The sequence below is a fragment of the Robiginitalea sediminis genome (assembly GCF_002198115.1).
Taxonomy (GTDB): domain Bacteria; phylum Bacteroidota; class Bacteroidia; order Flavobacteriales; family Flavobacteriaceae; genus Robiginitalea; species Robiginitalea sediminis.
In genome coordinates, this window is record NZ_NGNR01000004.1 from 306,873 (window position 1) to 333,187 (window position 26,315).

28 protein-coding genes are annotated in these 26,315 nt (G+C 54.4%); 17 read left to right on the forward strand and 11 right to left on the reverse strand.

Annotated elements, in window-relative coordinates:
- Window positions 1-96: 96 nt before the first annotated feature.
- Window positions 97-753 carry a uracil-DNA glycosylase family protein gene (locus CA832_RS13875; RefSeq protein WP_088342228.1) on the reverse strand — a complete coding sequence of 219 codons (657 nt, stop codon included), beginning with the start codon at window positions 751-753 and terminating at the stop codon, window positions 97-99.
- Window positions 754-970: 217 nt separating this feature from the next.
- On the opposite strand from CA832_RS13875, the gene CA832_RS13880 reads away from it, so the two are divergent.
- Window positions 971-1,099, forward strand: a complete 129-nt coding sequence (locus CA832_RS13880; protein ID WP_088342302.1) for a 30S ribosomal protein THX — start codon at window positions 971-973, stop codon at window positions 1,097-1,099.
- A 9-nt stretch (window positions 1,100-1,108) separates the two neighbouring features.
- On the opposite strand, the gene yaaA is transcribed toward CA832_RS13880, so the two are convergent.
- The 3 genes from yaaA to CA832_RS13895 form a co-directional block, all read right to left on the reverse strand.
- Window positions 1,109-1,870, reverse strand: a complete 762-nt coding sequence (yaaA, locus tag CA832_RS13885; RefSeq protein ID WP_088342229.1) for a peroxide stress protein YaaA — start codon at window positions 1,868-1,870, stop codon at window positions 1,109-1,111.
- Between the two features lie 90 nt (window positions 1,871-1,960).
- Complete coding sequence (locus CA832_RS13890; RefSeq protein WP_088342230.1) at window positions 1,961-2,998, reverse strand: RluA family pseudouridine synthase; 1,038 nt, start codon at window positions 2,996-2,998, stop codon at window positions 1,961-1,963.
- A 1-nt stretch (window position 2,999) separates the two neighbouring features.
- Window positions 3,000-3,587: a PASTA domain-containing protein gene (locus CA832_RS13895; RefSeq protein ID WP_088342231.1), complete on the reverse strand. Its 588-nt coding sequence runs from the start codon at window positions 3,585-3,587 to the stop codon at window positions 3,000-3,002.
- A 75-nt stretch (window positions 3,588-3,662) separates the two neighbouring features.
- Between CA832_RS13895 and CA832_RS13900 the strand changes: the two genes are divergently transcribed.
- From CA832_RS13900 to CA832_RS13920, 5 genes are all read left to right on the forward strand, one after another.
- A complete protein-coding gene (locus CA832_RS13900) occupies window positions 3,663-4,649 on the forward strand; it encodes a D-alanine--D-alanine ligase (RefSeq protein ID WP_088342232.1) in 987 nt (328 codons plus the stop codon).
- Between the two features lie 27 nt (window positions 4,650-4,676).
- Window positions 4,677-5,144: a pantetheine-phosphate adenylyltransferase gene (coaD, locus tag CA832_RS13905; RefSeq protein ID WP_088342233.1), complete on the forward strand. Its 468-nt coding sequence runs from the start codon at window positions 4,677-4,679 to the stop codon at window positions 5,142-5,144.
- Between the two features lie 138 nt (window positions 5,145-5,282).
- Complete coding sequence (locus tag CA832_RS13910) at window positions 5,283-7,133, forward strand: PAS domain-containing protein (protein ID WP_088342234.1); 1,851 nt, start codon at window positions 5,283-5,285, stop codon at window positions 7,131-7,133.
- Window positions 7,120-7,524, forward strand: coding sequence for a response regulator (locus CA832_RS13915; protein ID WP_088342235.1), 405 nt, complete (start codon window positions 7,120-7,122; stop codon window positions 7,522-7,524). The genes CA832_RS13910 and CA832_RS13915 overlap by 14 nt, the downstream gene beginning before the upstream one ends.
- Window positions 7,525-7,573: 49 nt before the next feature.
- Window positions 7,574-9,319 carry a M14 family metallopeptidase gene (locus CA832_RS13920; RefSeq protein WP_088342236.1) on the forward strand — a complete coding sequence of 582 codons (1,746 nt, stop codon included), beginning with the start codon at window positions 7,574-7,576 and terminating at the stop codon, window positions 9,317-9,319.
- Window positions 9,320-9,322: 3 nt separating this feature from the next.
- On the opposite strand, the gene CA832_RS13925 is transcribed toward CA832_RS13920, so the two are convergent.
- Window positions 9,323-9,919: an NUDIX hydrolase gene (locus CA832_RS13925; protein WP_088342237.1), complete on the reverse strand. Its 597-nt coding sequence runs from the start codon at window positions 9,917-9,919 to the stop codon at window positions 9,323-9,325.
- A gap of 7 nt (window positions 9,920-9,926) precedes the next feature.
- On the opposite strand from CA832_RS13925, the gene pyrE reads away from it, so the two are divergent.
- Both pyrE and CA832_RS13935 read left to right on the forward strand, forming a co-directional pair.
- Entirely contained in the window at window positions 9,927-10,568 is a 642-nt protein-coding gene (pyrE, locus tag CA832_RS13930) for an orotate phosphoribosyltransferase (RefSeq protein WP_088342238.1), read from the forward strand.
- A 1-nt stretch (window position 10,569) separates the two neighbouring features.
- On the forward strand, window positions 10,570-10,962 hold the full coding sequence (locus tag CA832_RS13935; RefSeq protein WP_088342239.1) for an SRPBCC family protein: 393 nt from the start codon (window positions 10,570-10,572) through the stop codon (window positions 10,960-10,962).
- Between the two features lie 9 nt (window positions 10,963-10,971).
- Here the strand turns inward: CA832_RS13935 and CA832_RS13940 are convergent, their stop codons facing one another.
- Window positions 10,972-11,703 (reverse strand): biotin--[acetyl-CoA-carboxylase] ligase, encoded by a 732-nt coding sequence (locus CA832_RS13940; RefSeq protein WP_088342240.1) that lies wholly within the window; start codon window positions 11,701-11,703, stop codon window positions 10,972-10,974.
- Between the two features lie 88 nt (window positions 11,704-11,791).
- On the opposite strand from CA832_RS13940, the gene rsfS reads away from it, so the two are divergent.
- Genes rsfS through CA832_RS13970 form a run of 6 tightly spaced genes read left to right on the forward strand, consistent with a single transcriptional unit; the run spans window position 11,792 to window position 16,580 of the window.
- A complete protein-coding gene (rsfS, locus tag CA832_RS13945) occupies window positions 11,792-12,166 on the forward strand; it encodes a ribosome silencing factor (RefSeq protein WP_088342241.1) in 375 nt (124 codons plus the stop codon).
- Window positions 12,167-12,174: 8 nt separating this feature from the next.
- Window positions 12,175-14,226, forward strand: coding sequence for an ATP-dependent zinc metalloprotease FtsH (gene ftsH, locus CA832_RS13950; protein ID WP_233131841.1), 2,052 nt, complete (start codon window positions 12,175-12,177; stop codon window positions 14,224-14,226).
- 13 nt (window positions 14,227-14,239) lie between these two features.
- A complete protein-coding gene (locus CA832_RS13955; protein WP_088342242.1) occupies window positions 14,240-14,854 on the forward strand; it encodes an LUD domain-containing protein in 615 nt (204 codons plus the stop codon).
- Window positions 14,855-14,856: 2 nt separating this feature from the next.
- Complete coding sequence (locus tag CA832_RS13960) at window positions 14,857-15,663, forward strand: phosphatidate cytidylyltransferase (protein WP_088342243.1); 807 nt, start codon at window positions 14,857-14,859, stop codon at window positions 15,661-15,663.
- A complete protein-coding gene (locus CA832_RS13965) occupies window positions 15,653-16,324 on the forward strand; it encodes a phosphatidylserine decarboxylase family protein (protein WP_088342244.1) in 672 nt (223 codons plus the stop codon). Before CA832_RS13960 ends, CA832_RS13965 begins: the two co-directional genes overlap by 11 nt.
- On the forward strand, window positions 16,314-16,580 hold the full coding sequence (locus CA832_RS13970; protein WP_088342245.1) for an acyl-CoA-binding protein: 267 nt from the start codon (window positions 16,314-16,316) through the stop codon (window positions 16,578-16,580). Before CA832_RS13965 ends, CA832_RS13970 begins: the two co-directional genes overlap by 11 nt.
- On the opposite strand, the gene CA832_RS13975 is transcribed toward CA832_RS13970, so the two are convergent.
- Window positions 16,573-17,346: a creatininase family protein gene (locus tag CA832_RS13975; protein ID WP_088342246.1), complete on the reverse strand. Its 774-nt coding sequence runs from the start codon at window positions 17,344-17,346 to the stop codon at window positions 16,573-16,575. The two genes, CA832_RS13970 and CA832_RS13975, sit on opposite strands and share 8 nt — an antisense overlap.
- 13 nt (window positions 17,347-17,359) lie before the next feature.
- Window positions 17,360-18,631: a sterol desaturase family protein gene (locus CA832_RS13980; RefSeq protein WP_088342247.1), complete on the reverse strand. Its 1,272-nt coding sequence runs from the start codon at window positions 18,629-18,631 to the stop codon at window positions 17,360-17,362.
- A 518-nt stretch (window positions 18,632-19,149) separates the two neighbouring features.
- On the opposite strand from CA832_RS13980, the gene CA832_RS13990 reads away from it, so the two are divergent.
- Complete coding sequence (locus CA832_RS13990; protein ID WP_088342249.1) at window positions 19,150-20,067, forward strand: mechanosensitive ion channel family protein; 918 nt, start codon at window positions 19,150-19,152, stop codon at window positions 20,065-20,067.
- Here CA832_RS13990 and CA832_RS13995 read toward each other — a convergent pair.
- Window positions 20,046-20,681 (reverse strand): leucine-rich repeat domain-containing protein, encoded by a 636-nt coding sequence (locus CA832_RS13995; RefSeq protein ID WP_088342250.1) that lies wholly within the window; start codon window positions 20,679-20,681, stop codon window positions 20,046-20,048. The two genes, CA832_RS13990 and CA832_RS13995, sit on opposite strands and share 22 nt — an antisense overlap.
- A gap of 139 nt (window positions 20,682-20,820) precedes the next feature.
- On the opposite strand from CA832_RS13995, the gene CA832_RS14000 reads away from it, so the two are divergent.
- Window positions 20,821-22,938, forward strand: a complete 2,118-nt coding sequence (locus CA832_RS14000; RefSeq protein WP_088342251.1) for a glycoside hydrolase family 97 protein — start codon at window positions 20,821-20,823, stop codon at window positions 22,936-22,938.
- A 4-nt stretch (window positions 22,939-22,942) separates the two neighbouring features.
- Here the strand turns inward: CA832_RS14000 and CA832_RS14005 are convergent, their stop codons facing one another.
- Together CA832_RS14005 and CA832_RS14010 are read right to left on the reverse strand one after the other, a co-directional pair.
- Window positions 22,943-23,638, reverse strand: a complete 696-nt coding sequence (locus CA832_RS14005; RefSeq protein ID WP_088342252.1) for a response regulator transcription factor — start codon at window positions 23,636-23,638, stop codon at window positions 22,943-22,945.
- Window positions 23,619-24,905, reverse strand: a complete 1,287-nt coding sequence (locus tag CA832_RS14010) for a sensor histidine kinase (protein WP_088342253.1) — start codon at window positions 24,903-24,905, stop codon at window positions 23,619-23,621. Before CA832_RS14010 ends, CA832_RS14005 begins: the two co-directional genes overlap by 20 nt.
- Before the next feature lie 273 nt (window positions 24,906-25,178).
- Between CA832_RS14010 and CA832_RS14015 the strand changes: the two genes are divergently transcribed.
- Entirely contained in the window at window positions 25,179-26,315 is a 1,137-nt protein-coding gene (locus CA832_RS14015) for a hypothetical protein (protein ID WP_088342254.1), read from the forward strand.

The following is a 26,315-nucleotide window of genomic DNA, read 5'->3' on the forward strand; positions in this document are numbered from 1 at the left end:
CACGCCAGGTACAAAATCAACATTTAAGGGGATTAATTCCCAACCTGCTGAATTCCCCTATTGCTTTGTGGAATCCGATTATCGAAGCCCCCGCAATCAGAACCATTCCCGGTACTGTTCCACCCTGAAATCCATGACCGTATAATGCGGATTCCTGGACTTTTCCTCTTTGTATTTCGGGATACTGCCTATGGCGCGGTTAGCCGAACCCGAAGGAGCTGTCAGGGATACCGTCCTGATTTTCCGATCCCTGGCAAGGTAGCATTCGTGAATGCGCGGGACGGTTTGGGAGACGGGTTCCAGCCGAAGGCCTTCCCGCCGCAGCAGGCGCCGGAAGAAATACTCCGGGCCGTTTTTGCTGTTCCCCCCGGTAAAAAGAAGGGTCTCCACCCTTGGATACTGCCTCAACAGGCCCAGCAAATCCCGAAGCCGGACCTGTTGCATCCCAAGGTCTGTCGCATCAATTTTGTGGCGTTCCGCCTTCCGGACAATATCGCAAATGCCTATTTGGCGTGCTTTGAGAAACGCCTTGCGTTGCTCTATGGCCTCACGTGTAGTTTCGTACCGCAGGTCCAGCTGGAAAATCCGGTCCAGGATGGGCCAGAGCAGCCCATCGCGGCTGCCATAGCAAAAGTCCACATCTCCCGGTTTCAGGTCCCCGGTACTGAAACGTGGCGGGGGCAGGGTTCCCACAATCCACTTGGTTGCCTGCTCGAAAAGAAAGGGTGGATAAGGGTGGCGGTGAACGAACAAAATATCAGGGATTGGAGCCCAAAAATAACGATTTGGGCCATGGAACACCGGGATGCCACTTTCGGATTTCCCGGAAGGACTTCTCCGGCAAGCGCGATGCAGCAAAAAAAAGGGGAACATCCCCCAAAACCCCGGTCCCAAAATACCCGTTAACCCTGCAACCCCCCTTCGGAAATCCTTCCTTTTTTCGTATCTTCAAAGGTCCAAACCACAGCTTATGGGAAAAGGAGACAAGAAATCCAAAAGGGGTAAAATCGCCAATAAAACCTATGGGGCCAGGCGCCCGCGCAAAATCCGCAAACGCACCCCCGTAGAGGAAAAAGTAGCCATTAAAGGTAAAAGCTAATAAGTCGGGTTACCGGACGAATACCGGCTGGTCCTCCCTCAGGGTATGGGCCTTGCTGTACTGGTACCCATCGTAGTCGAATGCCAGCAGGTCCTCTGCCTTTTCAGCTCCCGATTCCAGGATATACCGCACCATAGAACCCCGGGCCTTTTTGGCAAAGAAACTGATAATACGAAGTTTGTCCTTGCTCCAATCCTTAAAAACAGGGGTCACCACCTTTGCTTTTAGCTTTTTGGCATCCAAAGCGCTGAAATACTCCTTACTGGCGAGGTTCACCAGGAGCTCTCCGGTCTCCATCTCCTCATTTAGCGCAGCGGTAAGGGTGGGTTTCCAGAATTCATACAGGTTTTTCTTCCGCCCTACTTTCAGGGCCGTCCCCATTTCCAAACGGTATGGCTGGATCAGGTCCAGCGGGCGAAGCATTCCATATAACCCAGAGAGGATCCTAAGGCTTTCCTGCATCCGCGCCACCTGCTGCTCTCCCAGGGTATAGGCGTCCAGGCCCTGGTAAACATCCCCGTTAAAGGCATAAACTGCCGGGCGGGCGTTTTCCGGGCCAAAGGGAAGGGAAAATTCCTGATTCCGTTTCCAGTTTAGCTCGGCCAGGTCATTGGAAATACTCATAAGCTCCGAAAGGGCTTTGGGTTTTTTCTTCGAAAGGACCGCGTTGAGCTTCTCAGCCTCTCCCAGAAAGGTGGGTTGAGAGAATTCCGCTGTGGGTAAAGGCCGTTCGAAATCAAGAGATTTAGCAGGGGAAATAACAATCTTCATGTACTGCGCATTTAGGTTCAAAAATACGACAGCCCCCGGGAATTGTCCAACACCAGCCTTAGACTTTGCCTATGGCCCTATAAAATCGACTTATTCGTCGGAAAGGTGCCGCGCATACCCCCGCCATTTGGCAATACAGGCCGACATATCTTCCGGAAGCGGAGCTTCAAAATCCATGGCCTTCCCGCTTACCGGGTGCTCGAAGCCCAGGGTGCGGGCATGGAGGGCCTGACGGGGAAGCAAGCTGAAGGCGTTCTCCACAAATTGCTTGTATTTGGTAAAGGTGGTCCCCTTCAGAATGCGGTCTCCCCCATAGCGCGCATCGTTAAAAAGGGTATGCCCCAGGTATTTCATGTGCACCCGGATCTGGTGGGTCCGGCCGGTTTCCAGGCGGCAGGAGATCAGGGTGACATACCCCAGGCGCTCCACCACCTTGTAGTGGGTGACCGCCTCCTTACCCTGATCCCCTTCCGGGAAAACCTGCATCTGCAGTCTGTTTTTGGGGTTCCGCCCGATATGCCCTTCAACGCGCCCGGCATCGTCTGCAACATTACCCCATACCAGGGCAAGGTACTCCCGACGCGTTGTTTTGTCGAAAAACTGCTGGGCCAGGTGGGCCATAGCCTGGTCGGTTTTGGCAATCACCAAAAGTCCGGAAGTATCCTTGTCGATGCGGTGGACAAGCCCGGGCCTGTTGCTGGAATTCAGGGGCATTTCCCCAAGGTGGTGTGCCAGGGCATTGACCAGGGTCCCGGAATAATTCCCATGCCCGGGGTGTACCACCATCCCGGCGGCTTTGTTCACCACCAGCAGGGAATCATCTTCATAGATGATATCAAGGGGGATGTCCTCCGGGGTCAGGAGGTCCTCAAAAGGCGGGTACTCGAAGAGGACCCGGATCCGGTCTCCCGGCTTTACCTTGTAGTTCTGTTTGACCTTTACATCGTTGGCCCGGATGTTGCCGGCTTTGGCCGCCTGCTGGATTTTATTGCGGGTGGCATTGCGGATCAGGTTCATCAGGAACTTGTCTACCCGGAGCGGTACCTGCCCGGCTCCCGCAGTAAAGCTGTAGTGTTCAAAAAGCTCGTCGGATTCGGCGTCGTCCGTCCCGGGGGTGAATTCGGCCATATCAGTTAGATTCGGCTTGTACGCGGGCCTGGTCGGGGATAGTGCCATTGCCGCATACCAACTCGATGCGCGAGGTACGCGGCAATTTGTCCCCGGGGTTGATATACTTTCCCTGGTGGCGGATGCGATAGACCATATCCTTTCCCAACTCGTCTATGTAGGTGACCGTCTCCACTTCCAACCCAACAGCCCGGAGCATGGAAGTGGCATTGCGCTGGGTGACCTGGATAATATCCGGGACCGTGACCTTTTTGTAGCCTGATGGGTTTACTGTAACGTAGATCTTGCGATTGGCCTTGACCTGGGAGCCGGCCGGCGGGTTCTGTTCTATGATGGAGAAACGGGGGAATTCCGGGTCGAAATTGGCCGAATCCACCACCTCGTAGCGCAGCCCTGCGGCCTCAATAGCTTCCCGCATTTCCGGCACGGAGCGTTTGGCCAGGTCCGGGACCACTACAAATTCGCCATGGCCAGTGGTGCTTTTGAGCCACTGCAGGGTAAGCAGGGCCAGGACAATAAGGACCACAACAGCCAGCCCCAGCTGGATGAGGAAGACTTTGGATCGGAGGAAATTCAGGAAGTTGCGCATACCCGGTGAATTACCTGGCAAATATAGGAAACCCGCGCCTTTTTTAGTTATTTTGGCGGGTTAACCGGCCGGTTTATGGGAAACAAGAAGAACATCGCCGTTATCATGGGCGGCTTTTCCAGCGAATACGAGATCTCCCTGAAAAGCGGAGCAGTGGTCTGCAAATGGCTCGATCCCGAGCGCTACAGGGCCTACCCCGTGGTTATTGGCCGCGAGGCCTGGGAATTCAAAGATCCGGACGGGAATACCTTCCCGGTAAACCGCCACGATTTCAGCGTGGCGCTTCCCACAGGTACGCTGCACTTCGATTGCGTTTTCAATGCCATCCACGGGGCCCCTGGGGAAAACGGGCTGATGCAGGCCTACTTCGAGCTTATCGGAATGCCCCAAACAGCCTGCGACTTCTACGCCTCAGCCCTGACTTTCAACAAACGGGACCTGTTGAGCGTGCTGCGGGTACACCACGTACCCTGTGCGCCGTCCTACCACCTGGACAAGGGGCAGGAAATCCGCATAGAGGAGATCCTGAACAAGGTAGGGCTCCCCTGTTTTGTAAAGGCCAACCGGGCCGGCAGCAGTTTCGGGATCAGTATGGTCCGGGAAGCCTCTGAATTACCCACAGCGATAGCACATGCTTTGCGGGAAGACGACGAAGTACTGATCGAAACCGCCCTGCAGGGGCGCGAGGTATCCGTTGGGGTTATCCGCTACCAGGGCCAGACCCGCGTCCTGCCCATTACCGAGATCATCCCGGAGGGAGACTTTTTCGATTTCGAGGCCAAGTACGAAGGCAAATCCCAGGAAATTACCCCGGCCAACCTATCCGAGGCCGAGGCCGATCGTGTCCGGGAACTGGCTGCCCGGATTTACGACACCCTCAAGCTGAAAGGCTACAGCCGTAGTGAATTTATCCTGGTGGACGGTATCCCGCATCTGTTGGAGGTCAATACAACCCCGGGGCTCACAGAGGCGAGCCTGCTCCCACAGCAGGCCAGGGCAGCGGGCATCTCGCTGCAGGAACTCTTCTCAAGCGCTGTGGAAGAGGCGTTGGCCAAAAAGTAGTACTTTTATAGTCAAAGGAGTTCCGCTATGAAACGCGCCATCTTTCCCGGATCATTCGACCCCATAACCCTGGGGCACTACGACATCATCCAGCGGGGCATTTCCTTGTTCGACGAGCTCATCATAGCCATTGGGGAAAACGCGGACAAGCGTTACATGTTTTCCCTGGAAGAGCGGATGGGCTTCATTAAAGAGGCCTTCCGTGGGGAGAAACGCATCCGGGTAGAGTCCTACGAGGGCCTTACGGTAGACTTCTGCAAAAAAGTCGGGGCTGGCTTTATCCTGAGGGGGCTCCGCAACCCCGGGGACTTTGAATTCGAAAAAGCTATAGCCCATACCAACCGGAAACTCTCGGAAATCGAAACCGTCTTCCTGCTCACCGCTTCGGGCAAGTCGTATATCAGTTCCTCCATCGTACGGGATGTGATCCGCCACGGGGGGGACTACACCGGGCTGGTCCCGGAAACGGTGCGCTTTCAGGGCCCGCGAAGCTGATACCGCAGACGCAAAAGACGGGTATCCGCAAGGCCCAACCCCGGGAATTCCCACCCTCACAACGCCAATCCCCCCTTTCACAACATTACTTGCCTTCTGTAGTCCTTGGCTTATACTTTAGTAGGAAATTTCCTATTTATGATCCGGGATATCCCCTCAGGCATACATACCTACCTGGTCCGGCAACTGCCCGTCCCCACTGCTTTCTTCAACCGGCAGCTGGAGGTGGTATACGCATCGGATTCCTGGATAGCCATTTTCGGGTCGTTGGGGAAATCGGTCCTGGGCAGCACCGTAAAGGAATTGGCGCCCAACGCCCCGAAACGCTGGATGGATATCCTGGAAAACTGCCTGGAAGGGGTTACCGGCCAGAAAGGGACTGAGCGGGTATTTGGTCCGGACAATCAGGAAATCTGGTACGAATATGCCAACAGCCCCTGGTTTGACGAAAACGAAAACATCATTGGCGCCATCGTACAAGTGACCGATGTGACCCAGCGGGTGCGCAAGGAACTCGAATACGAGAAAACCCGCATCCTGCTGGAAGCCAATGCAGAACTCGCCCTTATAGGGAGTTGGGAATATGACGTGGAGCGGGATTCCCTCAAGTGGAGCGATATGACCCGGCAGATTCATGAAGTACCCTTGCATTATACACCTACCCTGGAGTCTGCTATCCATTTTTACAAGGAAGGGTATTCGCGTAATACCATTACCCAAAAAGTGTACTTGGCCATTGACACCGGACAATCCTGGAGTGAAAAACTGCAGCTCATCACCGCCGAAGGGAGGGAAATCTGGGTTGTGGCTTCAGGTAAGCCGCTTTACAAAGGCGGGAAATACATCGGATTGGTCGGCACCCTGCAGGACGTGACCGAAATCACCCTGTCGGAACAGAAAATCACGGAAAGCGAGCGGCTGCTGAGCACGGTGGTAGATAACCTGCCCCTAAACGTATACATCAAGGACCTGGAATCCCGCAAGACCCTGGTCAACAAATCGGAATGTGCCTACATGGGGGTAACCGAACCTTCGGAACTGATCGGTAAATCGGACTTCGACCTATACGATGCCCGGATGGCCCAGGTCTCCAGGGATGAGGACCTCTATGTCATGAACAATGGCAAGTCCATCCTGGGCAAAGAAACGCTCTCCGTGCGAAAGGACGGCTCCACCACCTATTTCCTGTCCTCTAAAATCCCGCTGCTCGATGCCAGCAACCAGATCTATGGCCTGCTGGGGGTGAGCCTCGACATTACCGATCTGAAAAACAAGGAAAACGAACTACGGGACCTGATAGACGTTACCTCCCGTCAGAATGCCAAGCTGCTGAATTTTGCCCATATCGTTTCGCATAACCTCCGCTCTCACTCCGCCAACTTTTCCATGTTGCTCGAGCTATTGGCCGCCGAGGAGGACCCCGAAGAAGCGAGGCGAATCGTCCGCATGCTCACCGGTGCTTCCGACAACCTGATGGAAGCCCTGGAAAACCTGCAGGAAGTCGTGGCCCTGAATGCCTCCACCGAAATCCGGATGACCCCTGTTAACCTGAGGGGGGCGGTAAGCAGGGCGGAAGACCAGCTTGCTGCGTTCCTCGGAGCCAACCAGGCTTGCTTACACAACGATATTCCCGCCGAACTCACCATTACTGCTGTACCTGCCTATATGGAGAATATTCTGGAAAATTTCATCACCAACGCCGTAAAGTACCGGCATCCGGAACGGACGCCTGAAATCCGCCTCTCGGCCCGCAAAGCCGGCGGGAAGATAGAGCTCAGCATTGCCGACAACGGCCTGGGGATAGACCTGGACATGTACGGAGACAAGCTTTTTGGCATGTATAAGACCTTCCATAAACACCCGGACGCCAAGGGTATCGGGCTGTATATCGTCAAAAACCAGATCGAGGCCATGCAAGCTAAAATACTGACCTGCAGTGAAGTCGATCAGGGAACCACCTTTAAAATTTATTTCAATGATGCAGTTTGATTCGATTTGTGTAATAGACGACGACCCCATCGTGGTATTCGGGATCCGGAAAATGCTTCAGGGCGCCTTCCCGGATGCTACCTTCACCTCGTACGAAAACGGCAAGGTCGCCCTGGACCACCTCAGCGCCGCAGTGGCCTCCGCAAGCCCATTGCCCAGGCATATCCTGTTGGACATCAACATGCCCATCATGGACGGGTGGCAGTTCCTGGACGCCTTTATCAGGCTCCCGATAACCGAACCCATGGATATTACCATAATCACCTCGTCCATAGACCCGGCAGACCTGCAGCAATGGGAAACCTTCCGGGGCCTCACGCATCACCGGCTGGAATTCCGAAACAAACCCATTAAAAAAGAGGACCTTATTGCCATAGTCCGCGCCGCCTGAGCTCTTGCTTTTTTGGTACCTTTGCCACATCCAAGCAAAGCGATACCCCATGCAGCGTATAGGCCTGTTTCTGCTCACTGCCGCCCTGGTGCTTACCGGTTGCCGGCAACAGGAAAAAAGCGAGCGGGAGTCCTTCCCTACCCCATTTGAGATTGGGGGCGGGAATACCACCCCCCCTTATTCCGAAGTCGTGGATTTCTATATCCGTCTGGCTCGGGAATTCCCACAGGTCAACATGCAGACCCTGGGGATGACCGACAGCCGCACCCCCTTGCACCTGGTTACCTTCAACCCGGAGGGCAACTTTAATTTCCAGAGGCTGCGGGAAGAAAAAACCGTGCTGCTGGTACTCAATGGCATCCACCCCGGAGAACCGGATGGGATAGATGCCAGTATGATGCTGATGCGCGACCTGGCCACAGGAATACTGGAAATACCCGAGAATACAGTAATCGCATTGGTTCCCGTATACAATATAGGCGGGGCCCTGCAACGCAACAGTACTTCCCGTGCCAACCAGAACGGGCCAACCGAATATGGATTCCGGGGCAATGCCCGAAATTTCGACCTCAACCGGGATTTTATCAAAATGGATACCCGGAATGCGCAGAGCTTTGCCGAGATTTTCCATTTGGTCCAACCGGATTTTTTCCTGGACACCCATGTGAGCAATGGGGCAGATTACGCCTACGTCCTTACCCACCTTTTTACCCAGCAACAAAAACTCGGAGGACCACTGGGCGCCTATCAGGACGCGGTCCTTCGGCCTGCCCTGGAAGAGGCCCTGCTGCAGGAGGGCTGGGACATTACCCCCTATGTAAACGTCTTCAACAGGCCTCCTGACGGGGGGTTTACCCAGTTTATGGATTCCCCCAGATATTCTACCGGTTATACCGCACTCTGGAATACGCCGGGGATGATGCTCGAAACCCACATGCTCAAACCCTACTCCAGTCGGGTTGCAGGTACCTACGCCGTCCTGAAAGCCCTTCTGGGAATAATGGGCAAACATGGGAATACCCTGGTGGAACAACGGGAGGAAGCGGGTCAAAAATGGGTTCCGGGCGCCTACTATCCATTGGGATGGGCTGTGGATAGCAGCGCCTCCCGTATGCTGAATTTCAAAGGCTTCCGTGCAGACACCCTGCAAAGTGCTGTAACCGGTCAGCCCCGGTTGAAATACGACCCGGATACCCCTATGGACATTGCAGTACCCTATTACGATACCTTCAGGCCCACAGATTCGGTGCTTATCCCCAAGGGCTATATGGTCCCAGGACAGTGGGAGCAAGTGCGCGAACGTCTGGACTGGAACCGCATCCGGTACCGGGTCCTGGACAAGGATACCACCATGCAAGTTACTGCCTACCGAATTGCCGGCTACCAAACCTATTCCAACCCCTATGAGGGGCACTACCCCCACTACGCTACCCGGGTGGAAGCAGATACCCTGGAAATCCCCTTCCGGGCCGGAGACCTCTGGATCCCCACAGACCAGGCCGGAGTACGATACCTGTTGGAGACCCTGGAGCCCATGGCTCCGGATTCCTTTTTCAATTGGAATTTCTTCGATACCATCCTGCAGCGCAAAGAGGGTTTTTCCCCCTATGTCTTCGAGGAAACCGCCCTGGCAATGCTCCAGGCCGATTCCGTTTTGAATCGGATTTTTTCGGAGAAAAAGGCGGCAGATCCGGCATTTGCCAACAGCGGCTATGCCCAGCTCAGCTGGCTCTACGCCCGCAGCCCTCACTATGAGGCGGCATACAACCGATACCCCGTGTACCGGGTGGAATAAATGTTAGTGAACCGGATGTTCAAATAAGATCCGGATATTAATGTAGGATTGTTCCAGGGCTTTCTGGATTTTCCGCGGCCCCTTCCACTTGACTTTCAGGATGCCCTCGCTTTTCTGGCCCTCCAGCGGACCCGTATAGGACGTGGTCATGGCATACCAGTGGACCTGTTTGAGTTTGTATTTACCATTCCGCTTAAGTACGTGGTAAGTGGTGCGGAGGAAATTCTCGATTTCGAGGCCCTGTACCCCGGTTTCCTCTTCAACTTCCCGTATGGCGCAGACCTCCAGCTTTTCCTTCTTCTTGCAAACGCCTTTGGGCAGGTCCCATTTCTCGTTGCGGTATATAAAAAGAACCTTGCCTTTTTTATTGGTAACAACACCCCCTGCCGCTACTATCATGGGGATGGCCTGGGTGAATTTATTCAGGATTTCCTCGAGGTTGGGGTGGTAAATGTAGGCCCGGTCGAGCTTTTTCCGATATAGGGCATCCACGGCGGCCTTTACCGACTGGTTGTTCATCTTGAAGTACTCCCCTTCCCCCACATCCATGATTTTATCCGTGAGGATCAGAGGGCGTTCATTCACAAAAACTTTATACATTTACGCCATGGTTTTAAACGAAGAAACGGCCCGTAAAACGGCGGAACTACTGCTGCAAATAAATGCAATAAAATTAAAACCAGAAAATCCCTTTACATGGGCTTCAGGCTGGAAATCTCCCATCTATTGCGATAACAGGATTGTCCTGTCCTTTCCCCAGGTACGCAACTACGTGCGGGACGAACTCGCCCGGGGGGTGGAAACCCTCTACGGCAAACCCGACCTGATTGTAGGGGTGGCCACCGGGGCCATCGGGATAGGGGTTTTGGTTGCCGAAAAACTGGGGCTGCCCTTTGCCTATGTAAGGCCCCAGCCCAAATCGCACGGCCGGCAGAACCAGGTGGAAGGCCTGGCAGAAGCCGGGCAGCAGGTGGTGGTGATCGAAGACCTGATCAGTACCGGGATGAGCAGCCTGAATGCCGTAGACGCCCTCCTGGACCAGGGCCTCAAGGTAAAGGGGATGCTGGGGATATTCACCTATGGCTTCCCATTGTCGGAGGAGCGCTTTAATGCCCGGGAACTCGAGGTACATACCCTGAGCAACTACGAACACCTGATCCGCCTGGCATCGCAGAGCGGCTTCATCAGGGAAGCCCAACTTGAAACCCTGCGGGAATGGCGCGCCAACCCGCAACAATGGAACCCTTAACATGCATATAGAAGCACCCGTGGCCCAGGTGGGCAAATCCAGGGAAGCGGTATTCGCTTTTCTGACGGACCTGAAGAATTTCGAGCAACTCATGCCCGAGAACATCCAGACCTTTGAGGTGCTGGATGAGGACACCTTTCGCTTTGCCCTGAAAGGTATGCCCGAAATTGTGCTCAGGCGCAAGGAGCAACACCCTCATGAAAAGGTGGTTCTCGGGGCCGCGAGCGACAAGCTCCCCTTTACCCTGCAGGCCGACCTGGTGGAATCCGGGCCGGATAAGAGTGAGGTAAAACTAAGTTTTCAGGGGGATTTCAATCCCATGATGGCCATGATGATAAAGGGGCCCATAACCAACTTCCTGGGGACCCTCAGCCAAAACCTGGGCGCCCTGTAATCCCCCGGATCAGTACAACAGTTCTATTTCCTTGAAGCCGCAGGCAAGGGGGGTGTCATCCTCCCTGCGGAGCTGCAGTTTCCCCCTTGGGCCTACCCCGAGGATTTCGGCCCGGAAAGCTTCTCCTCCCGGCAGGCGGAACCGCATAGCTTCCCCCATGCCGTACAATTCCCCTTCATAGCCTTTGCGGTATATCCCGGCCCCGCAAAGTGCCAGGCGCTCCAATTCTTCCAGGATGGCTTTGCGTAATTCCAGTAACAAGGGCTCCCGTTCCACTTCCGCTCCGGTGACCATCCGCAGGGAAGCAGCACGGGGCAACCCCTCAAAGGCTTGCTGGTTTACGTTGAGGCCTACCCCGATAATACTCCGCCGGATATAGGCCCCCTGAAGGGTATTCTCGATGAGGATCCCGCAGATTTTATGCCTACCTGACAAAATGTCGTTGGGCCATTTGATGCGAACTTCGGGGATATCCCGGGCTTTGAGCACCCTGGAAACCGCCATGGAGACCGCCATGGTAATCCCGAATTGGTCCTGGGTTTTGATGTAAGTTTCTTCTTTCAACAAGCTGAAGGTTAGGTTTTTACCCGAATCAGATTGCCAGGAAGCGCCTCGCTGCCCCCGCCCTTCGGACTGAAAGTCCGACCACAGGAGCGTCCCGTCTTTGAGCGCCTCCGTATCGAGGAGCCGCTTCATGGCGGCATTGGTAGAATCCGTGGCACTTATTTTGATCAGGTTCATAAGGCTGATTTACACCGGTAAGGGAATGTTAAAGGGGCCGTCTAAAAAAACAAAAAAATGGTAACTTTGTACAAACTAAATCTTTTGGATGCAGAAAAGGAAAGCTAGCGCAGATGAATTGATTGCCTCAATCTTACACGGAATAGAAGAAGTCAAAGGATTAGACATTAACCTACTGGATTTAAGAGCTATAGACAATACTGTTTGCGACTACTTTGTCATTTGCAGTGGTACTTCCAACACCCACGTTAACGCCATCGTCAATTCCATTCAGAAAACGGTCAGCAAAACCACCCAAGACAAACCCTGGCATACGGAAGGAACGGATAATGCCGAATGGGTGCTGATCGATTATGTAAATGTCGTGGTTCACGTATTCCAGAAACACGTCAGGGAGTATTACGATATTGAAGGGCTTTGGGGAGACGCCAAGGTAACCCTTGTTGAAAGCAGTTATAATTAGGAAAAAACATGGCAAACGACAATAAAACCCCCCAAAGAAAACCGCGGTTCAGTTCCTGGTGGATTTACGGGCTGATTATTATTTTCCTGATCGGGTTCCAGTTTTTTGGAAGCGATACCCTATCCCCCACCCAGAAAACCACCACCTCCGAACTTCAGGAATTCCTCCGCAATGGGGATATCGACAAGATTCTGATTATCACCAATACCCGGCAGGCCAAGGTGTTCCTTACCGAGGAAGCGCTGGCCAAGGACGTGCACAAGGACGTCTCCCAGCAGCCGTTCTCCATTACAACCGGTTCTGTCCCTCACTATGTGTTGGATTATGGGGACTTGCAGAATTTTGAAAACGACATCAAGAAAATCAAGCAGGAAAACAACCTGGACACAGTGGTGGACTATACCACCGAGTCCAATGTTTTCATGGAACTGCTCTTTACCATCCTGCCTTTCGTGCTCATTATCGGGATCTGGATTTACCTTATGCGACGCATGTCCGGCGGGGCCGGGGGCGGAGCCGGGGGCCAGATTTTTAATATCGGGAAGTCCAAGGCCAAACTCTTCGATGAAAAGACCGATACCCGCACCTCGTTTAAAGATGTGGCCGGGCTCGAAGGGGCCAAGGAAGAGGTGGAGGAAATCGTGGAGTTCCTTAGAAACCCCGATAAGTACACCTCCCTGGGGGGCAAAATCCCCAAAGGAGCCCTCCTGGTAGGGCCTCCGGGAACCGGTAAGACCCTTCTGGCCAAGGCCGTGGCCGGGGAAGCCAAAGTGCCTTTCTTCTCGCTGTCAGGCTCCGATTTTGTGGAAATGTTTGTAGGGGTGGGAGCCTCCCGTGTGAGGGATTTGTTCAAGCAGGCCAAAGACAAAGCCCCCTCTATTATTTTTATCGATGAAATCGATGCCATCGGGCGGGCCCGGGGCAAGAACAACTTTACCGGTTCCAACGACGAACGGGAAAATACCCTCAACCAGCTGCTCACCGAAATGGACGGTTTTGGCACCAATACCAACGTCATCGTCCTGGCGGCTACTAACCGGGCCGATGTCCTGGACAAGGCCCTTATGCGGGCCGGGCGCTTCGACCGTCAGATTTACGTAGACCTCCCGGATATCCGGGAACGGAAGGAAATCTTTGAGGTGCACCTGAGGCCCATCAAGACCGCAGAAACCCTCGACCTGGATTTCCTGGCCCGGCAAACCCCCGGGTTCTCGGGCGCCGATATTGCCAATGTCTGCAACGAGGCAGCCCTGATAGCCGCACGGAAAGAGAAGAAAGCCGTTACCAAACAGGATTTCCTGGACGCTGTAGACCGGATTGTTGGCGGCCTGGAAAAGAAAAACAAAATCATCACCCCTGGCGAGAAAAAGACTATCGCCTACCACGAAGCCGGCCACGCCACCGTGAGCTGGATGCTGGAGCATGCCGCCCCCCTGGTAAAGGTTACCATCGTACCCCGGGGGCAGTCCCTGGGAGCCGCCTGGTACCTGCCTGAGGAGCGTCTTCTGGTACGCCCGGAGCAGATGAAGGACGAAATGTGCGCCACCCTGGGAGGAAGAGCCGCAGAGAAGGTAATTTTCGACAAGATATCCACCGGTGCCCTTAGTGACCTGGAAAAAGTAACCAAGCAGGCCCGTGCGATGGTGACTATTTACGGGCTGAATGAAGAAATAGGCAATGTGACCTACTACGACTCCAGCGGGCAAAGCGAATACGGGTTCACCAAACCCTATAGCGAGGAGACGGCCCGGATCATAGACCATGAGATTTCCCGGATTATAGAGGAGCAATATGCCAGGGCCGTGGAGGTACTTACGGAGAACAAAGACAAGCTCACGGAGCTTGCAGAGCTTTTACTCGAAAAAGAAGTTATCTTTAAGGAGGACTTGGAGCGCATTTTTGGCAAGCGACCCTTTGAGGAAAATTTCGATCGGCTTGGGCAGGAGAAATCCATCCCGGAAGAAAACACGGGGGAAACAGCCCCTTCGGACGAGGTGACCCCTGAAGATGAAAACAGTTCAGGCAACTCCGGGCCAGAAACCGCAGTGAAAGAAAAATAAGGCCGCAACGGTCATGGGAATACTCGATAAACTTTTCGGAGGGGGCAAAAAAAAGAAGGGCTCCAGGGAAACGGTGCAGACCCGGGGGGAGCATATGCCCGACCTCCAGATCCCCGTCGATGAGAAGTTTACTATCCACTTTAAGAAAAACGGCGGGAAGTTTCTATACTGCGACAGCTTCGAGGAGGCTACCGCTGCGCTGCGGGACATCATTGAGGAGAACCATTGGGGCACTACGCCCTTTTTCAGTATGAACCCCCACCTGGAAAGTCGGTTTAAGGGGGAAGGCGTCCGCTTTACGGACAAGGTGAGCGAAAGTGATGTTTTCTTCACGACCTGCGAGCACCTGATTGCTCAAAACGGTTCCATTTTGGTATCTTCCAACCAACTGCGGGAGAAAAAACTGCATGAAATCCCCGTGAACATCGTTGTTTTTGCCACCACCAGCCAACTGCTGGAATCCCTGGGGGAAGGGCTGAAATCGATTAAAAAGAAATACCGGCAGCAAATACCGACCAATATCACTACCCTGAAGCATTTCGAGCCTACGGACGACAATTCGAAGGATTTTATGACCTATGGGAGCAGTTCCAAACATTTATACCTGATCCTGCTGGAAGACCTTTAGGTATGAAAGAAGTCTTCCGACGCCTGATCACCGGGGCCGTTTATGTCCTGCTACTGCTTTCCGCCGTTTTTCTCAGCTCGGATGCTTTCGACTTCATTTTCATGGTATTTGGCCTGGCCTGCCTCTACGAGTATAAAAGGCTGGTTCGCCTGCCGGGGTATTATATTTTTATCGCTTACCTGGGGCTCTGGTGGGTTTTTATCTACCTGACCCGGAGCCAGGCCCTCATCCAGACCCTGCTGATCCTTACCCTTATGGTAGACCTGGTCCTGGTAGCGCAATTATTTAACCGCCGGGAACGCCACCCGGGCCTTTTTGAGAAATTCGTCGTCGGGTTATTCTATCTGGGGGGAGGCTGTATTTTCCTCACCATGATCCCTTATCAGGACGACCAGTTTGCCAAATGGCTCATAATGGGCATATTCCTGATTATTTGGGTCAACGATTCCTTTGCCTACCTGGTGGGTAAAACCCTGGGAAAACACAAGCTCTTCCCATCTGTCTCGCCCAAGAAAACCGTGGAAGGGACCATCGGCGGGTTCCTGTTTTCCATGGTCGCCGCCGTATTGATCGGGCATTTCATGCCCCCGGTAATGCGTACCTCCCACTGGCTGGCCTTAACGGTGGTCCTTACCGGGATGGGAACCCTTGGCGACCTGATTGAATCGCGCCTGAAGCGGCGTGCCGGACTTAAAGACAGCGGCGCCATCCTGCCGGGTCACGGGGGGATGCTCGACCGGTTGGACAGCCTGGTTTTTGCCGCGCCTTTTGCCTATCTTACTTTAATTGTACTCCAATATGTTTCATAAAGAGGGACAGCAGATTATCCTGGTAAGTTTCTTTGTGGCCTGTGCCCTGGCCCTGGGAGCCGAATTTTATATTGAGCCCCAATGGCTTCGGATTGGGTTACAGGTGGTGGTGGTGATACTGCTGATACTCATTCTGCAGTTTTTCCGAAACCCCAAGCGGACGGTCGTGCCCAGTTTCGATGAAATCCTCGCTCCCGTAGACGGAAAAGTGGTGGTTATTGAACGGACAGAAGAAAAGGAATACTTCAAGGACGAACGCCTGCAAATTTCCATTTTTATGTCCCCCCTTAATGTGCATGTCTGCCGCTATCCGGCCACAGGGGTGATCACCTATTCCAAATACCACCCGGGCAAGTACCTGGTGGCCTGGCACCCCAAATCGAGCGAGGAGAATGAAAGGACCACGGTGGTGATACGGACCCCCAAATTCGGCGAAATCCTCTACCGGCAGGTAGCGGGGGCCATGGCCCGCCGTATTGTGAACTATGCCGAGGAAGGCGAAAGCGTCCAACAGGGGGAGGATTCAGGTTTTATTAAATTTGGGTCGCGCCTGGATTTGTTCCTGCCCCCGGACTGCCTCCCCGCCGTGCGACTGAACCAAAAAGTAAAAGGGGCCGTATCTTGTATAGCCACCCGAGCGGAGAACGAAAATGGATCGTGAAGCCCTTTACCTGGAATTCGAGAAAGCGGTTGAGGTCATCAACAGCTACACCGAGCCGTTTCCGGCAGACCTCTTGCTGAAGCTGTACGCCTATTACAAAATTGCCAACCAGAATTACAACAACCCGGGCAGTAAAACCCCGCTTATCAACGCCTTTAAAGCCAACGCCCTGATCCAGGCACGGGACATGGAGCCCGAAGAAGCCATGAGAGCCTATATAGAACTGGTCAAAAAGGAAGTCCCCAAACTCAAGTAGCCTCCTGCTGGTAAAAATCTCCTGGGTCTGCCTTGCAGAGATCCAGGAAAAATTGCCCCATTTTTTCCTGTAAAAGTCCTACGATTTCCTGGCCCTTCGCTGCGGTAGCCGCCGAAGGATCTCCCACTCCGGTGTCTACCGTCGCCTCGGACCAGCGGCGCTCAGTCCATGCCCAGGATTCGCCCAGCGCGTCAATTTTAAAACGACGGGAGGCTCCCTTACCCCAGGATTCACGGGGAAGGACCAGATCGGGGCGCAGGTGCAGCAACAGGCTGGTCTCCACCTCATCTGCATGGTCGCCTGGCGCCACCCCCAGGGCTTCGCGGTCCAAAGCCCGGAACCACTCCGTCATACAGATCAGCAGGTCCGGGTACCGCAGACCGAGTTCGCGCAATAGCGGTTTGAAATTGTTTCCTCCATGGCTGTTAAACACCAGTAACTTGGGCACCCCTTGCCTGCTCAGGGTGGCGGCAATATCATCCAGGATAGCCAACTGGGTACTGGGGTTCAGGTTCATATCCAGGTAGATGTCGGACTGCCCTGTATTCACCCCAAAGGGGATGGTGGGCAGCACAACAAGCCTGCCACCACGTTCCCAGGCGTAGGCCGCCGCAGCCGCTGCAAGGGCATCGGCCTCTATGTTGTCCGTTCCATAGGGCAAATGGTAGTTATGGGCTTCGGTAGCCCCCCAGGGCAAAACGGCCAGTTCGAACCGCTGCTCACTAAGTGCTTTCCAATTGGTTTCTGCCAGAATATAAGGTCTCATAATCCGATACGATTTACAGGGTGGTCCCGGATGATACCGGGGCCCCATTGGTAGTGCGCCCCCAATATAGCCCCCCGAGGAGGGTCAGGACAAAATAGAGGGCAACGGCCATAGCCCCAAAGGACCAATACTCCCCGATGCCAAACCAGTCCTGGGTAGTCCAGATCAGCCAGAGACCTGCCAGAGACCTGCCGGTTTCCACCCACAGGGCATAGGGTTTGCGATCCATTAGGGCGGTATACCCGAAAATCCCGACAAAGATAAAAGCCCCGAAGAGCAGCAGGCCCGGGGTCCCGATTTGCCCATAGTTGTAGAACATGAAAATTAACAGCGCCAGGGATACGGTCATTTGTCCGATGGCATAGGCCTTAAGCCCCGCACCTGCGGGGGTCCGGTACCGCTCAAACCCGTAAACATCCCCAATGATTTCCCTAGGGTATACCTCCGCGACATCGGCGGGGCGCCACCCGGTGGGCATAAACCAGATCCGGAATTTATCCCGCCAGCTGCGGGTGCGCCAGGCATCCTGCATAAGACCCCAAAGGTGTTGGAAATTAATGAGTACCGGGTTCCAGGTCCGGGCCGGTTTAAGGACCCCGTACTGCGGGGGTACTTCTTCGAGTTCCTCCTGGAATGTGCCAAAGAAGCGGTCCCAGATGCAGAGGACCTGCCCCAGGTTTTTATCGATATACTGCGGGTTGATAGCATGGTGGACCCGGTGCTGGGAGGGGGTTACGATTACGTATTCCAGCCATCCCATTTTACCAATATGCTGGGTATGGTACCAAAACTGGGCGAAAAGGTGAACGGGCGCCAGGATAGCAATAACCTGTTCGGGAACCCCGAGTAGAGCCGCCGGGATAAGCAGGAGGGAAAAATACCCCACCAGGTTGGAAACCGGTTGCCGCAGGGCACAGGCCAGGTTGAATTCCTCGCTGCTGTGGTGGATCACATGCTGATTCCAGAAGACATTGACGTGGTGGCTGAGCCGGTGGTTCCAGTACCCGGCAAAATCGATAGCGACAAAAGCCACAAGCCAGATGGCCCACCCAGCCTCCAGGCGGACCAGGGCTAAGTGTTCTACCAAAAAAGGATAAGAAACCAGAACCACCACCAGCCCCAGGGAATCCTTGACGATGTTTGTAAGGCCCGAACTGATACTGCTGACGGTATCCATCACCCGGTACTTTTGATTTCGTGCCAGGGCCCCGTAGAGGATTTCCACACCCATCAAGAGAATGAAGAAGGGAATGGCGTAAAGCAGGGCGTTGGCATATGCTTCCATAGGGGGTGCTTTGCCCAAAAATAAGAAAAGAATCGGGCCCAAATAACTAGTGGGAAATTCTAGTGTCCGCCATGGCGAAGGATTCGCTTACAGTTTAGGGAGTGCCTGGTGCAAATGGAATTTCGCGGGTGAAGGGGAGTTGCATGGGAATGGGGTAAATTGTACCTGGGGCTTTGGGGCATTTCCCCAGGGATTTATTTGAAAATTTGAAGAGGTGCCAATTCGAAAATGAAGACGGAACTCCGTAATCTGAACTTTACCGGATAGGAAATTGCAGTGTCAAAGGGTACCTTTTAACCTGGGGCTTTGGGGCATTTCCCCTACCCCCCCAAATCCGAAAAAAGGTGACAACCCCAATACCGACCTTCCGCCCTCTCTGTCCCCCCGCCCTACTCCCCAAAAAAACCTCAGAACCAGGCTATAAAGATCCGTAATACGCGGATATTCATCCCTTCCGGCTTCCCGGATCCGCAAAAGATTCGGTATCTTTAAGAGAGCATTCCAAAGCCCGTATCCGGATGAAAGAATTCGAGAGATTCATACAAGCCTTACAGGGGCTGGACTCCAACGAGCTCTTGGTGCAACTTGCCCAGTTTACCGTTTGGGTCCTTTTTATCCTGCTGATGACTTGGCTGGTGCGAAAGGGGATTAACCGCGCCCTGGACGATAACACTACCCGCTATCGGGCCAAAAAAGTCGTCCGGCTGGTTAGTTATGCCCTTATCCTGTTGCTCGCCCTGGTCACCTTTACCGGCAAGGTGCAATACTTTACCCTGGCAATAGGCCTAATTAGCGCCGGGCTGGCCTTTGCCTTGCAGGAGGTTATCCTGAGCCTTGCCGGGTGGGTAGCCATCTTTGCCTCCGGACTATATAAACCCGGGGACCGGGTGGAGATTAACAACGTTAAAGGGGATGTTATAGACATTGGCCTTACCCGTACCACCCTAATGGAAATAGGGGAATGGGTCCACAGCGATAACTACAGCGGGCGCATTGTCCAGATTAGCAACGCCTTTGTTTTCAAAGGGCCTATCCGAAACTACTCCACAGATTTTCCTTTTGTCTGGGACGAAATCAACCTGCCGGTCCGCTATGGGTCCGATCTGAAACGGGCCCAGGAACTCATCTGGGACATCGCCCAGCAATCCCTTTCGGAATACGCTGAATACGCGCGTACCCAATGGAAAGTTATGGTCCAGAAATACCTGATCGAAAATGCCAATGTGGCCCCTACCCTAAGCCTTAAACTCACCGATAACTGGGTGGAATTCAACCTGCGTTTTGTGGTGGATTATAAAAAACGACGGGTTACCAAGGACAGCCTCTACCGTCAGATCCACGAGGCGATTGCGCAGACCGGGGGAGCCGTACAACTGGCATCGGTGACCCTGGAACTTGTCAACTTCCCCGGGACTCAGGGGCAGTCTAAGGCATAAGTATCCTCGGCATCCTTGGACCAGTTTGGCGGGATACTGGCCAGTTGTTGAGGGCTAACCAGGATACAGGACAGCGGGTTGCCTTCAATGGCAAAAGTGTTCAGCAGGCTGTTGGTAGATACATCTATTCCGGTAACGGCATTGTCGGCCAGGGTAAGCAACTGCAAAGCCGGGTAATCCGCCACATCGAGGCCCGTCATCCTATTCCCGCTGAGGCCTAGCTTTTCAAAGTCGGGGTTCGGACCAATAGTAACCGATTCCAATTGGTTGTTTTCGGCCCAAACGAAGAGTAGTGAGGTGTTGCGGGACACGTCCAGGGTAGTAAGGGCATTGTTACGGACAGAAAGGTTTTCCAGGGCCGCAAAGGCTTCAATGCCCGTAAGATTTGTGATGCCCCTCCCGTCTACATTGAGTTCCCTGATGAAGGAGACAGAGGCCGTTACCACCCCTCCGTCCACGGCATCGTCCAGGCCCAGGTCCACCAGGGCCGATTCAAACGCCGCATCCACGATGGAGGTACGGGGTTGGGGTTGTGGGATGGGCTCAGAATCGGAGTCGTCATCGGAACATGCCAGGAACAACACGGCAAGGGCCAAAGGGATAAGGGTACGCATAGCTTCTTTTTTTTTCAAAAATACGAAATGTTATGCCTGCCCTCCCGCAGTCATTTTCAGAATTGCCTACCGGTTCGTATTTTTATGGAATCCTAATCCGGGGCCAAAACTATCGCGGCCGCAGACCAATACCACTACCATGAAACAGTTTGCTCTTCTCCTCTCCGGTCTTTCTTTCCTCTTCTTCGCCTGTACCCCAACAGGGCAACGGGCCAGTATTGCCTCTCCGGGAGGTATCAATGAAATCGACTTCTTCCTGAGCCCTGAGGGTACCCCCATGTACCGGGTCCTCCACAACGGACAGGTGGTGGTCGACACCTCCTCCCTCGGCTTCGAATTCAGAGACCAACCCCAGTTGGGAAGCGGCCTCGAGCTTATGGAGACCAAAACCGCCACCCTGGACGAAACCTGGGAAATGCCCTGGGGCGAGCAGCGGGAGGTGCGCAACCATTACAACGAACTTCAGGTAAGCCTAAAAGAAAAAGCGGCCCCGGGGCGCAGCATCACCCTGCGCTTCAAGGCGTATGACGATGGTATTGGCTTTCGCTATGAGTTCCCCAAATGGGATGGGGTAGACAGCTTGGTTATCATGGACGAGCACACCCGTTTCCAGCTCACCGAAGACCATACCGCTTTCTGGATCCCCGGAGACTGGGATATCTATGAACACTTATACAACACTACCCGGGTATCCGAAATCGACGCCCTTTCCAAAAGGGACCACGAGGACCTTGCGGCTACGTACATCCCGGAAAACGCAGTCAATACCCCCGTTACCCTGCGCAGCGACTCCGGGCTTCACCTGGCTTTCCACGAGGCCGACCTGACGGATTACGCGGGCATGACCCTCAAGGTAGACCCTGAGAACCTATCCTTTACCAGTGAACTGGTGGGCTCCGACAGGACGGGGTACAAGGTAAAGCGCGCGCTACCCTTCCACACCCCCTGGAGGACTATCCAGATAGCCGACCGCGCCGGGGACCTCATCGAATCCCGCCTGACCGAAAACCTGAACGAACCCAATAAAATTGGCGATGTTTCCTGGTTTACCCCCATGAAGTATGTGGGAATCTGGTGGGAAATGCACCTGGGTGTCTCCACCTGGGACATGGAAGCTACCCAGGATATGAATACCTTCGCCACCCTGGGCAAAGAGCAGACCAGCAGCAAACACGGGGCCACTACGGAAAACACCAAACGCTACATCGATTTTGCCGCGGCAAACGGGTTTGGCGGGGTCCTGGTGGAAGGCTGGAACACCGGTTGGGATCACTGGATCGGGTTCGAAGACCGGGAAGGGGTTTTCGACTTTATCACCCCCTATGCGGACTATGACCTGGAGGAAATCACCCGCTATGCCCGCGAGAAAGGCGTGGAAATGATCATGCACCACGAAACCAGTGCGGCCCCTCGCACCTACGAGCAACAGTTGGATACGGCCTATGGCCTGATGCGCCACTACGGTATGCATTCGGTCAAATCGGGATATGTGGGCAAGATTATACCAAAAGGGGAATACCATCACGGGCAGTGGATGGTCAACCACTACCGCAAAGCCCTGGAAAAAGCGGCCGAGTACCAGGTTGCCGTGAATGCCCACGAACCCATCAAAGCCACCGGGCTGAGGCGTACCTTCCCGAACGAAATTGCCCGGGAAGGCCTGCGCGGCCAGGAATTCAATGCCTGGGCCACCGACGGGGGCAACCCCCCGGAACACCTTCCCATCGTGGCTTTTACCCGGATGCTTTCGGGGCCTATCGACTTTACCCCCGGGGTGTTTGAGATGTCGCTTCCTTCCAAGCCCGACAACCAGATCAACACCACCCTGGCCCAACAGCTGGCCCTCTATGTGGTCATTTACGGGCCCATCCAAATGGCCTGTGACCTCCCGGAAAATTATCAAGGGCAACCGGCCTTCCAGTTTATTCGGGATGTAGGGGTGGACTGGGAGCAAAGCAAGGTCCTCCACGGGGAAGTTGGGGATTTCCTGAGCATCGCCCGGGAAGAACGCGGCACCGGAAACTGGTTTGTAGGCGGTATCACGGACGAAAATGCGCGCGAGGTAACCGTAGATTTCAGTTTCCTGGAAGTTGGGGTCTCCTATTCGGCACGGATTTATAAGGATGCCGAAGACGCCCACTACCGGGACAACCCAACGGATATTTCAATTGAGTCGGCTCAGATAGACAACACCTCGTCCCTGACCCTGGCACTGGCCCCCGGCGGGGGATATGCCATAAGCCTTATCCGGGAATAGCCCATCAGGGCATCCGGAAAATAAAGCCCTGCCCGTGAATGTTTTCTATTTTCAGATCCGGGTCCCCGGCCAGTAGTTTACGCAGGCGGGTCACAAAGACATTGAGGCTCTTGCGGTTGAAATAATCATTGCGCCCCCAGATCTTCTTCAGGATTTCGGAGTGGGTGCACAGCCGGTTGGCATGCTGCACCAAAAAGGCCAGGACCTCGCTCTCCCTGTTGGTCAGTGATTGTACTTCCCCGTCCAGGACCAGTTCCTGGCGGGAGGCATCGAAATGGTACCTGCCTACCTGAACAGGCGTGTCCGGGCGGGAAGCTGTCCGGGGTTCCAGGCGGGCCAGCAAGGTCTCGATACGCACAACCAGCTCCTCCTCGTCTATCGGCTTTTTGAGGTAATCCACCGCACCTACTGAGAACCCTTTCAGCACATCTATTTTCATGGACCGCGCCGTTAGGAAGATAAATGGCACCTCCGGGAAACGCTCATGGATCTGCTGCCCGAGGGTAAACCCGTCCATCCCGGGCATCATCACATCGAGGATAAGCAGGTCAAAAGCCCGCGACTCCAACAGGGGCATTACCTGGGCGGCCTGCTGTTCCCACCGGATTGCAAACCCCTTCATCCCCAGGTATTCGCTCAGCAGGTAGCCGAGGGATGTATCATCTTCAACCAGCAAAATGTTATAGGCCTTGTGTTCCATTCGGGTTTAAAGGTAATACAATGGTAAATTCCGTTCCGCTGCCCTGGGAGCTGGCGACCTGTATCTTGCCCTTGTGGCGGTCTACTACGGTCTTCACATAGCTCAGCCCGAGGCCATACCCCCTCACATCCTGCCGGTCTCCTTTGCTGATGCGGTAGTATTTTCGAAATATCTTTTCCTGTTCTTCCAACGGAATGCCTGGCCCGTGGTCCTTTACCGCTACGGTCAGGTGTTTGGCACCTGATACAGCCTGTAGGGCTATAGCGCTCCCTTCCCCGTATTTCCGGGCATTGTCCAGGAGGTTATTTACGGCGTTCTCCAGGTGAAAGGCCGAGGCGCGGAGCGGGAATTCGCCCGGGTCAAGCCGATAGGAAAATGGGATATTCTCCAGGGCGCACCGGGTCTCAAACTGTAGGCATAACCCCTCCAGGATAGGCCTGAAATCAATGGGTGAAAGCGGTATGGTCGCCGAACCGCGCTCCAGACTACCCAGTTCCAGGACCTGGTCGATATGGTCGGAAACCCTGGCAGTCTGTGTCAGGATCGTATCGGCCAAAGGCCGCTGTGCTTCCCCAACCTTCTCTCGCAGGATTTTGGCTGCCAGGCTTATGGAAAATACAGGGGTCCGCAATTCGTGGGTCAGGTTGTTGATGAATTCATGGGTGGTGGTAATGGTCCGCTGTTGCCAGTAAAATGTTCGAAGCACCCATAGTACGGCCACCACCAGGCCCGCCAGGAAGAGCAAACTGGGCAGCACCAGCCCGTTGAGCTGGAATAGGAAATACCGGTTCAGGCCCGGGAACTGCAATTGGAGGATAACCCGCTGGCCCAACTGGGCGGGAAGGTATCCGTGCAACTCCATGGGGTAGGAATAGGTGTCGGGCCGTGCGTTCCCGCTGGCCGCCGAGGCGAGGTAATAACTGCTGTCCCGGGTCATGAGCGCATAGGTAAATGCAGCGTCAATCTGGTTGTCGATCAGCGTCTCCCGGAGGAATTCCTCCATGAACTGTCGGGACGCATCCGTCATATGGTCCAGGCCGGTATTGAAACGCGTACTGTCCGCCTCAAGCGCGGACTCCAGCAAATAGGTGAGCTGGTTGCGCGAATAGAGCCCGGCGCGGATATCGGTGCCGGCTTCCGCAAGCTGCCGGCTGAACTGCAGACGCGCCAGGCTAAGGCCAATCGTGAGGTACCGGTATTGCACCACCGCCAAGCCGGCAATGGAAATCACAAACAAGCCAATAAACAGTAACCTCTTGCTTCGCATCCTGGCAAAAATCGCAGATTTTCCGTACCGAAACCACCCGTTAACCGGACTTTACTCTTTTTAAGGATTCGTTAATCCTTTTAACCCCGGCATAACCCCCCGGTGCCCGTAGTACTCCTACTTTAGGGGTCAGATAAAGGTAGCACTAATCTTCTCAGATCATACACTTAGTTTAATTCAAGGAAAATAAAGTTAGCCCGACAGCTAACTTTATTTTTTGGCAGAAACCCGGAAGATCGCAGCCTCTTATCCCTAACTGAAACAGCAACTACCATGAAATACACTTCCATCCTGAGGGGAGTGCTGCTTCTCTGTGGCATCCTCCTCGCAAACGCGGCACACGCACAAGGCTGTGTGGCCATCCGACACTTTTCTACCTGTTCCGGGGCAAACCCCCAGGCCAACGTCTTGCCCAAAGGCAGTTTAATCATCGGGGCCAACTACCGCTACTTCAAATCCTTCAGGCACTTCCGGGGCACGGAAGAGGAGCCGGACCGCGTAGCCAACCAGACGGAGGTGATCAACCACTCCCATGCCTGGGACTTTACCGCGACCTATGCGCTTTCGGATCGCTGGTTCGCATCCCTGGTGGTTCCAACAGTCATAAACACCCGCTCCTCCCTTTACGAGCACGGGCGCGATGAGCGTAACACCACCTTCTCCAGGGGGCTTGCCGATGTCCGGTGGAACCTCGGGTACTGGCTCCAGGACCCGGCTGGCCTGCCCAAGGGCAATATTGCCGTGGCCCTGGGCATGAAACTCCCCACCGGCAATTACCAGGCTACCGATATCTTTTACAATGTTGGGGTAGAGGGCCGCCCCGAGGTACGGCCGGTAGACCAGTCCATTCAACCTGGCGACGGCGGGTTCGGGATTACGGCGGAACTCCAGTTCTACCGGGAGCTCAGTCCCTCCTGGTTCCTTTTCGGAGGGGGCTTCTACCTGTCCAACCCCAGGGAGACCAACGGGGTAAGGACCTTCAGGGAAACCCTCAGCCCTATCTTGGAAAACGAGGCCATCATGTCCGTACCGGACCAGTTCTCCCTTCGCCTGGGGGTGAGCCATGTCCTCTCGGACGCGCTCTCTGCTTCCCTTGGAGCGCGTTATGACGGGGTACCCGTAGAGGATTTCATAGGAGGGAGCGACGGGTTTCGCAGGCCGGGTAACGTCCTGGCCATAGACCCGGGCGTTACTTATGCCTCCGGGCCCTTTGCTCTGAATCTGAGTGTTCCGGTGGCCGTTCGACGCGAACGCCCCCAGAGCTTAACCGACCTGGAAACCGAACGCCTCACCGGGAACCCGCGCAACGGGGATGCCGCCTTTGCCGATTACGTCATCAACCTTGGGGTCGTTTACCGCTTTTCCCCATCGAAGGTCGCGCTGTCGAAAGAATTACAAGAGGCTTTTTAA

Excerpts from the sequence above, each read along its gene's own strand:
- CA832_RS13880 (WP_088342302.1), top strand. The coding sequence starts at position 971 with ATGGGAAAAGGAGACAAGAAATCCAAAAGGGGTAAAATCGCCAATAAA.
- yaaA (WP_088342229.1), bottom strand. The coding sequence starts at position 1,870 with ATGAAGATTGTTATTTCCCCTGCTAAATCTCTTGATTTCGAACGGCCT.
- CA832_RS13890 (WP_088342230.1), bottom strand. The coding sequence starts at position 2,998 with ATGGCCGAATTCACCCCCGGGACGGACGACGCCGAATCCGACGAGCTT.
- CA832_RS13895 (WP_088342231.1), bottom strand. The coding sequence starts at position 3,587 with ATGCGCAACTTCCTGAATTTCCTCCGATCCAAAGTCTTCCTCATCCAG.
- CA832_RS13900 (WP_088342232.1), top strand. The coding sequence starts at position 3,663 with ATGGGAAACAAGAAGAACATCGCCGTTATCATGGGCGGCTTTTCCAGC.
- coaD (WP_088342233.1), top strand. The coding sequence starts at position 4,677 with ATGAAACGCGCCATCTTTCCCGGATCATTCGACCCCATAACCCTGGGG.
- CA832_RS13910 (WP_088342234.1), top strand. The coding sequence starts at position 5,283 with ATGATCCGGGATATCCCCTCAGGCATACATACCTACCTGGTCCGGCAA.
- CA832_RS13915 (WP_088342235.1), top strand. The coding sequence starts at position 7,120 with ATGATGCAGTTTGATTCGATTTGTGTAATAGACGACGACCCCATCGTG.
- CA832_RS13920 (WP_088342236.1), top strand. The coding sequence starts at position 7,574 with ATGCAGCGTATAGGCCTGTTTCTGCTCACTGCCGCCCTGGTGCTTACC.
- CA832_RS13925 (WP_088342237.1), bottom strand. The coding sequence starts at position 9,919 with ATGTATAAAGTTTTTGTGAATGAACGCCCTCTGATCCTCACGGATAAA.
- pyrE (WP_088342238.1), top strand. The coding sequence starts at position 9,927 with ATGGTTTTAAACGAAGAAACGGCCCGTAAAACGGCGGAACTACTGCTG.
- CA832_RS13935 (WP_088342239.1), top strand. The coding sequence starts at position 10,570 with ATGCATATAGAAGCACCCGTGGCCCAGGTGGGCAAATCCAGGGAAGCG.
- CA832_RS13940 (WP_088342240.1), bottom strand. The coding sequence starts at position 11,703 with ATGAACCTGATCAAAATAAGTGCCACGGATTCTACCAATGCCGCCATG.
- rsfS (WP_088342241.1), top strand. The coding sequence starts at position 11,792 with ATGCAGAAAAGGAAAGCTAGCGCAGATGAATTGATTGCCTCAATCTTA.
- ftsH (WP_233131841.1), top strand. The coding sequence starts at position 12,175 with ATGGCAAACGACAATAAAACCCCCCAAAGAAAACCGCGGTTCAGTTCC.
- CA832_RS13955 (WP_088342242.1), top strand. The coding sequence starts at position 14,240 with ATGGGAATACTCGATAAACTTTTCGGAGGGGGCAAAAAAAAGAAGGGC.
- CA832_RS13960 (WP_088342243.1), top strand. The coding sequence starts at position 14,857 with ATGAAAGAAGTCTTCCGACGCCTGATCACCGGGGCCGTTTATGTCCTG.
- CA832_RS13965 (WP_088342244.1), top strand. The coding sequence starts at position 15,653 with ATGTTTCATAAAGAGGGACAGCAGATTATCCTGGTAAGTTTCTTTGTG.
- CA832_RS13970 (WP_088342245.1), top strand. The coding sequence starts at position 16,314 with ATGGATCGTGAAGCCCTTTACCTGGAATTCGAGAAAGCGGTTGAGGTC.
- CA832_RS13975 (WP_088342246.1), bottom strand. The coding sequence starts at position 17,346 with ATGAGACCTTATATTCTGGCAGAAACCAATTGGAAAGCACTTAGTGAG.
- CA832_RS13980 (WP_088342247.1), bottom strand. The coding sequence starts at position 18,631 with ATGGAAGCATATGCCAACGCCCTGCTTTACGCCATTCCCTTCTTCATT.
- CA832_RS13990 (WP_088342249.1), top strand. The coding sequence starts at position 19,150 with ATGAAAGAATTCGAGAGATTCATACAAGCCTTACAGGGGCTGGACTCC.
- CA832_RS13995 (WP_088342250.1), bottom strand. The coding sequence starts at position 20,681 with ATGCGTACCCTTATCCCTTTGGCCCTTGCCGTGTTGTTCCTGGCATGT.
- CA832_RS14000 (WP_088342251.1), top strand. The coding sequence starts at position 20,821 with ATGAAACAGTTTGCTCTTCTCCTCTCCGGTCTTTCTTTCCTCTTCTTC.
- CA832_RS14005 (WP_088342252.1), bottom strand. The coding sequence starts at position 23,638 with ATGGAACACAAGGCCTATAACATTTTGCTGGTTGAAGATGATACATCC.
- CA832_RS14010 (WP_088342253.1), bottom strand. The coding sequence starts at position 24,905 with ATGCGAAGCAAGAGGTTACTGTTTATTGGCTTGTTTGTGATTTCCATT.
- CA832_RS14015 (WP_088342254.1), top strand. The coding sequence starts at position 25,179 with ATGAAATACACTTCCATCCTGAGGGGAGTGCTGCTTCTCTGTGGCATC.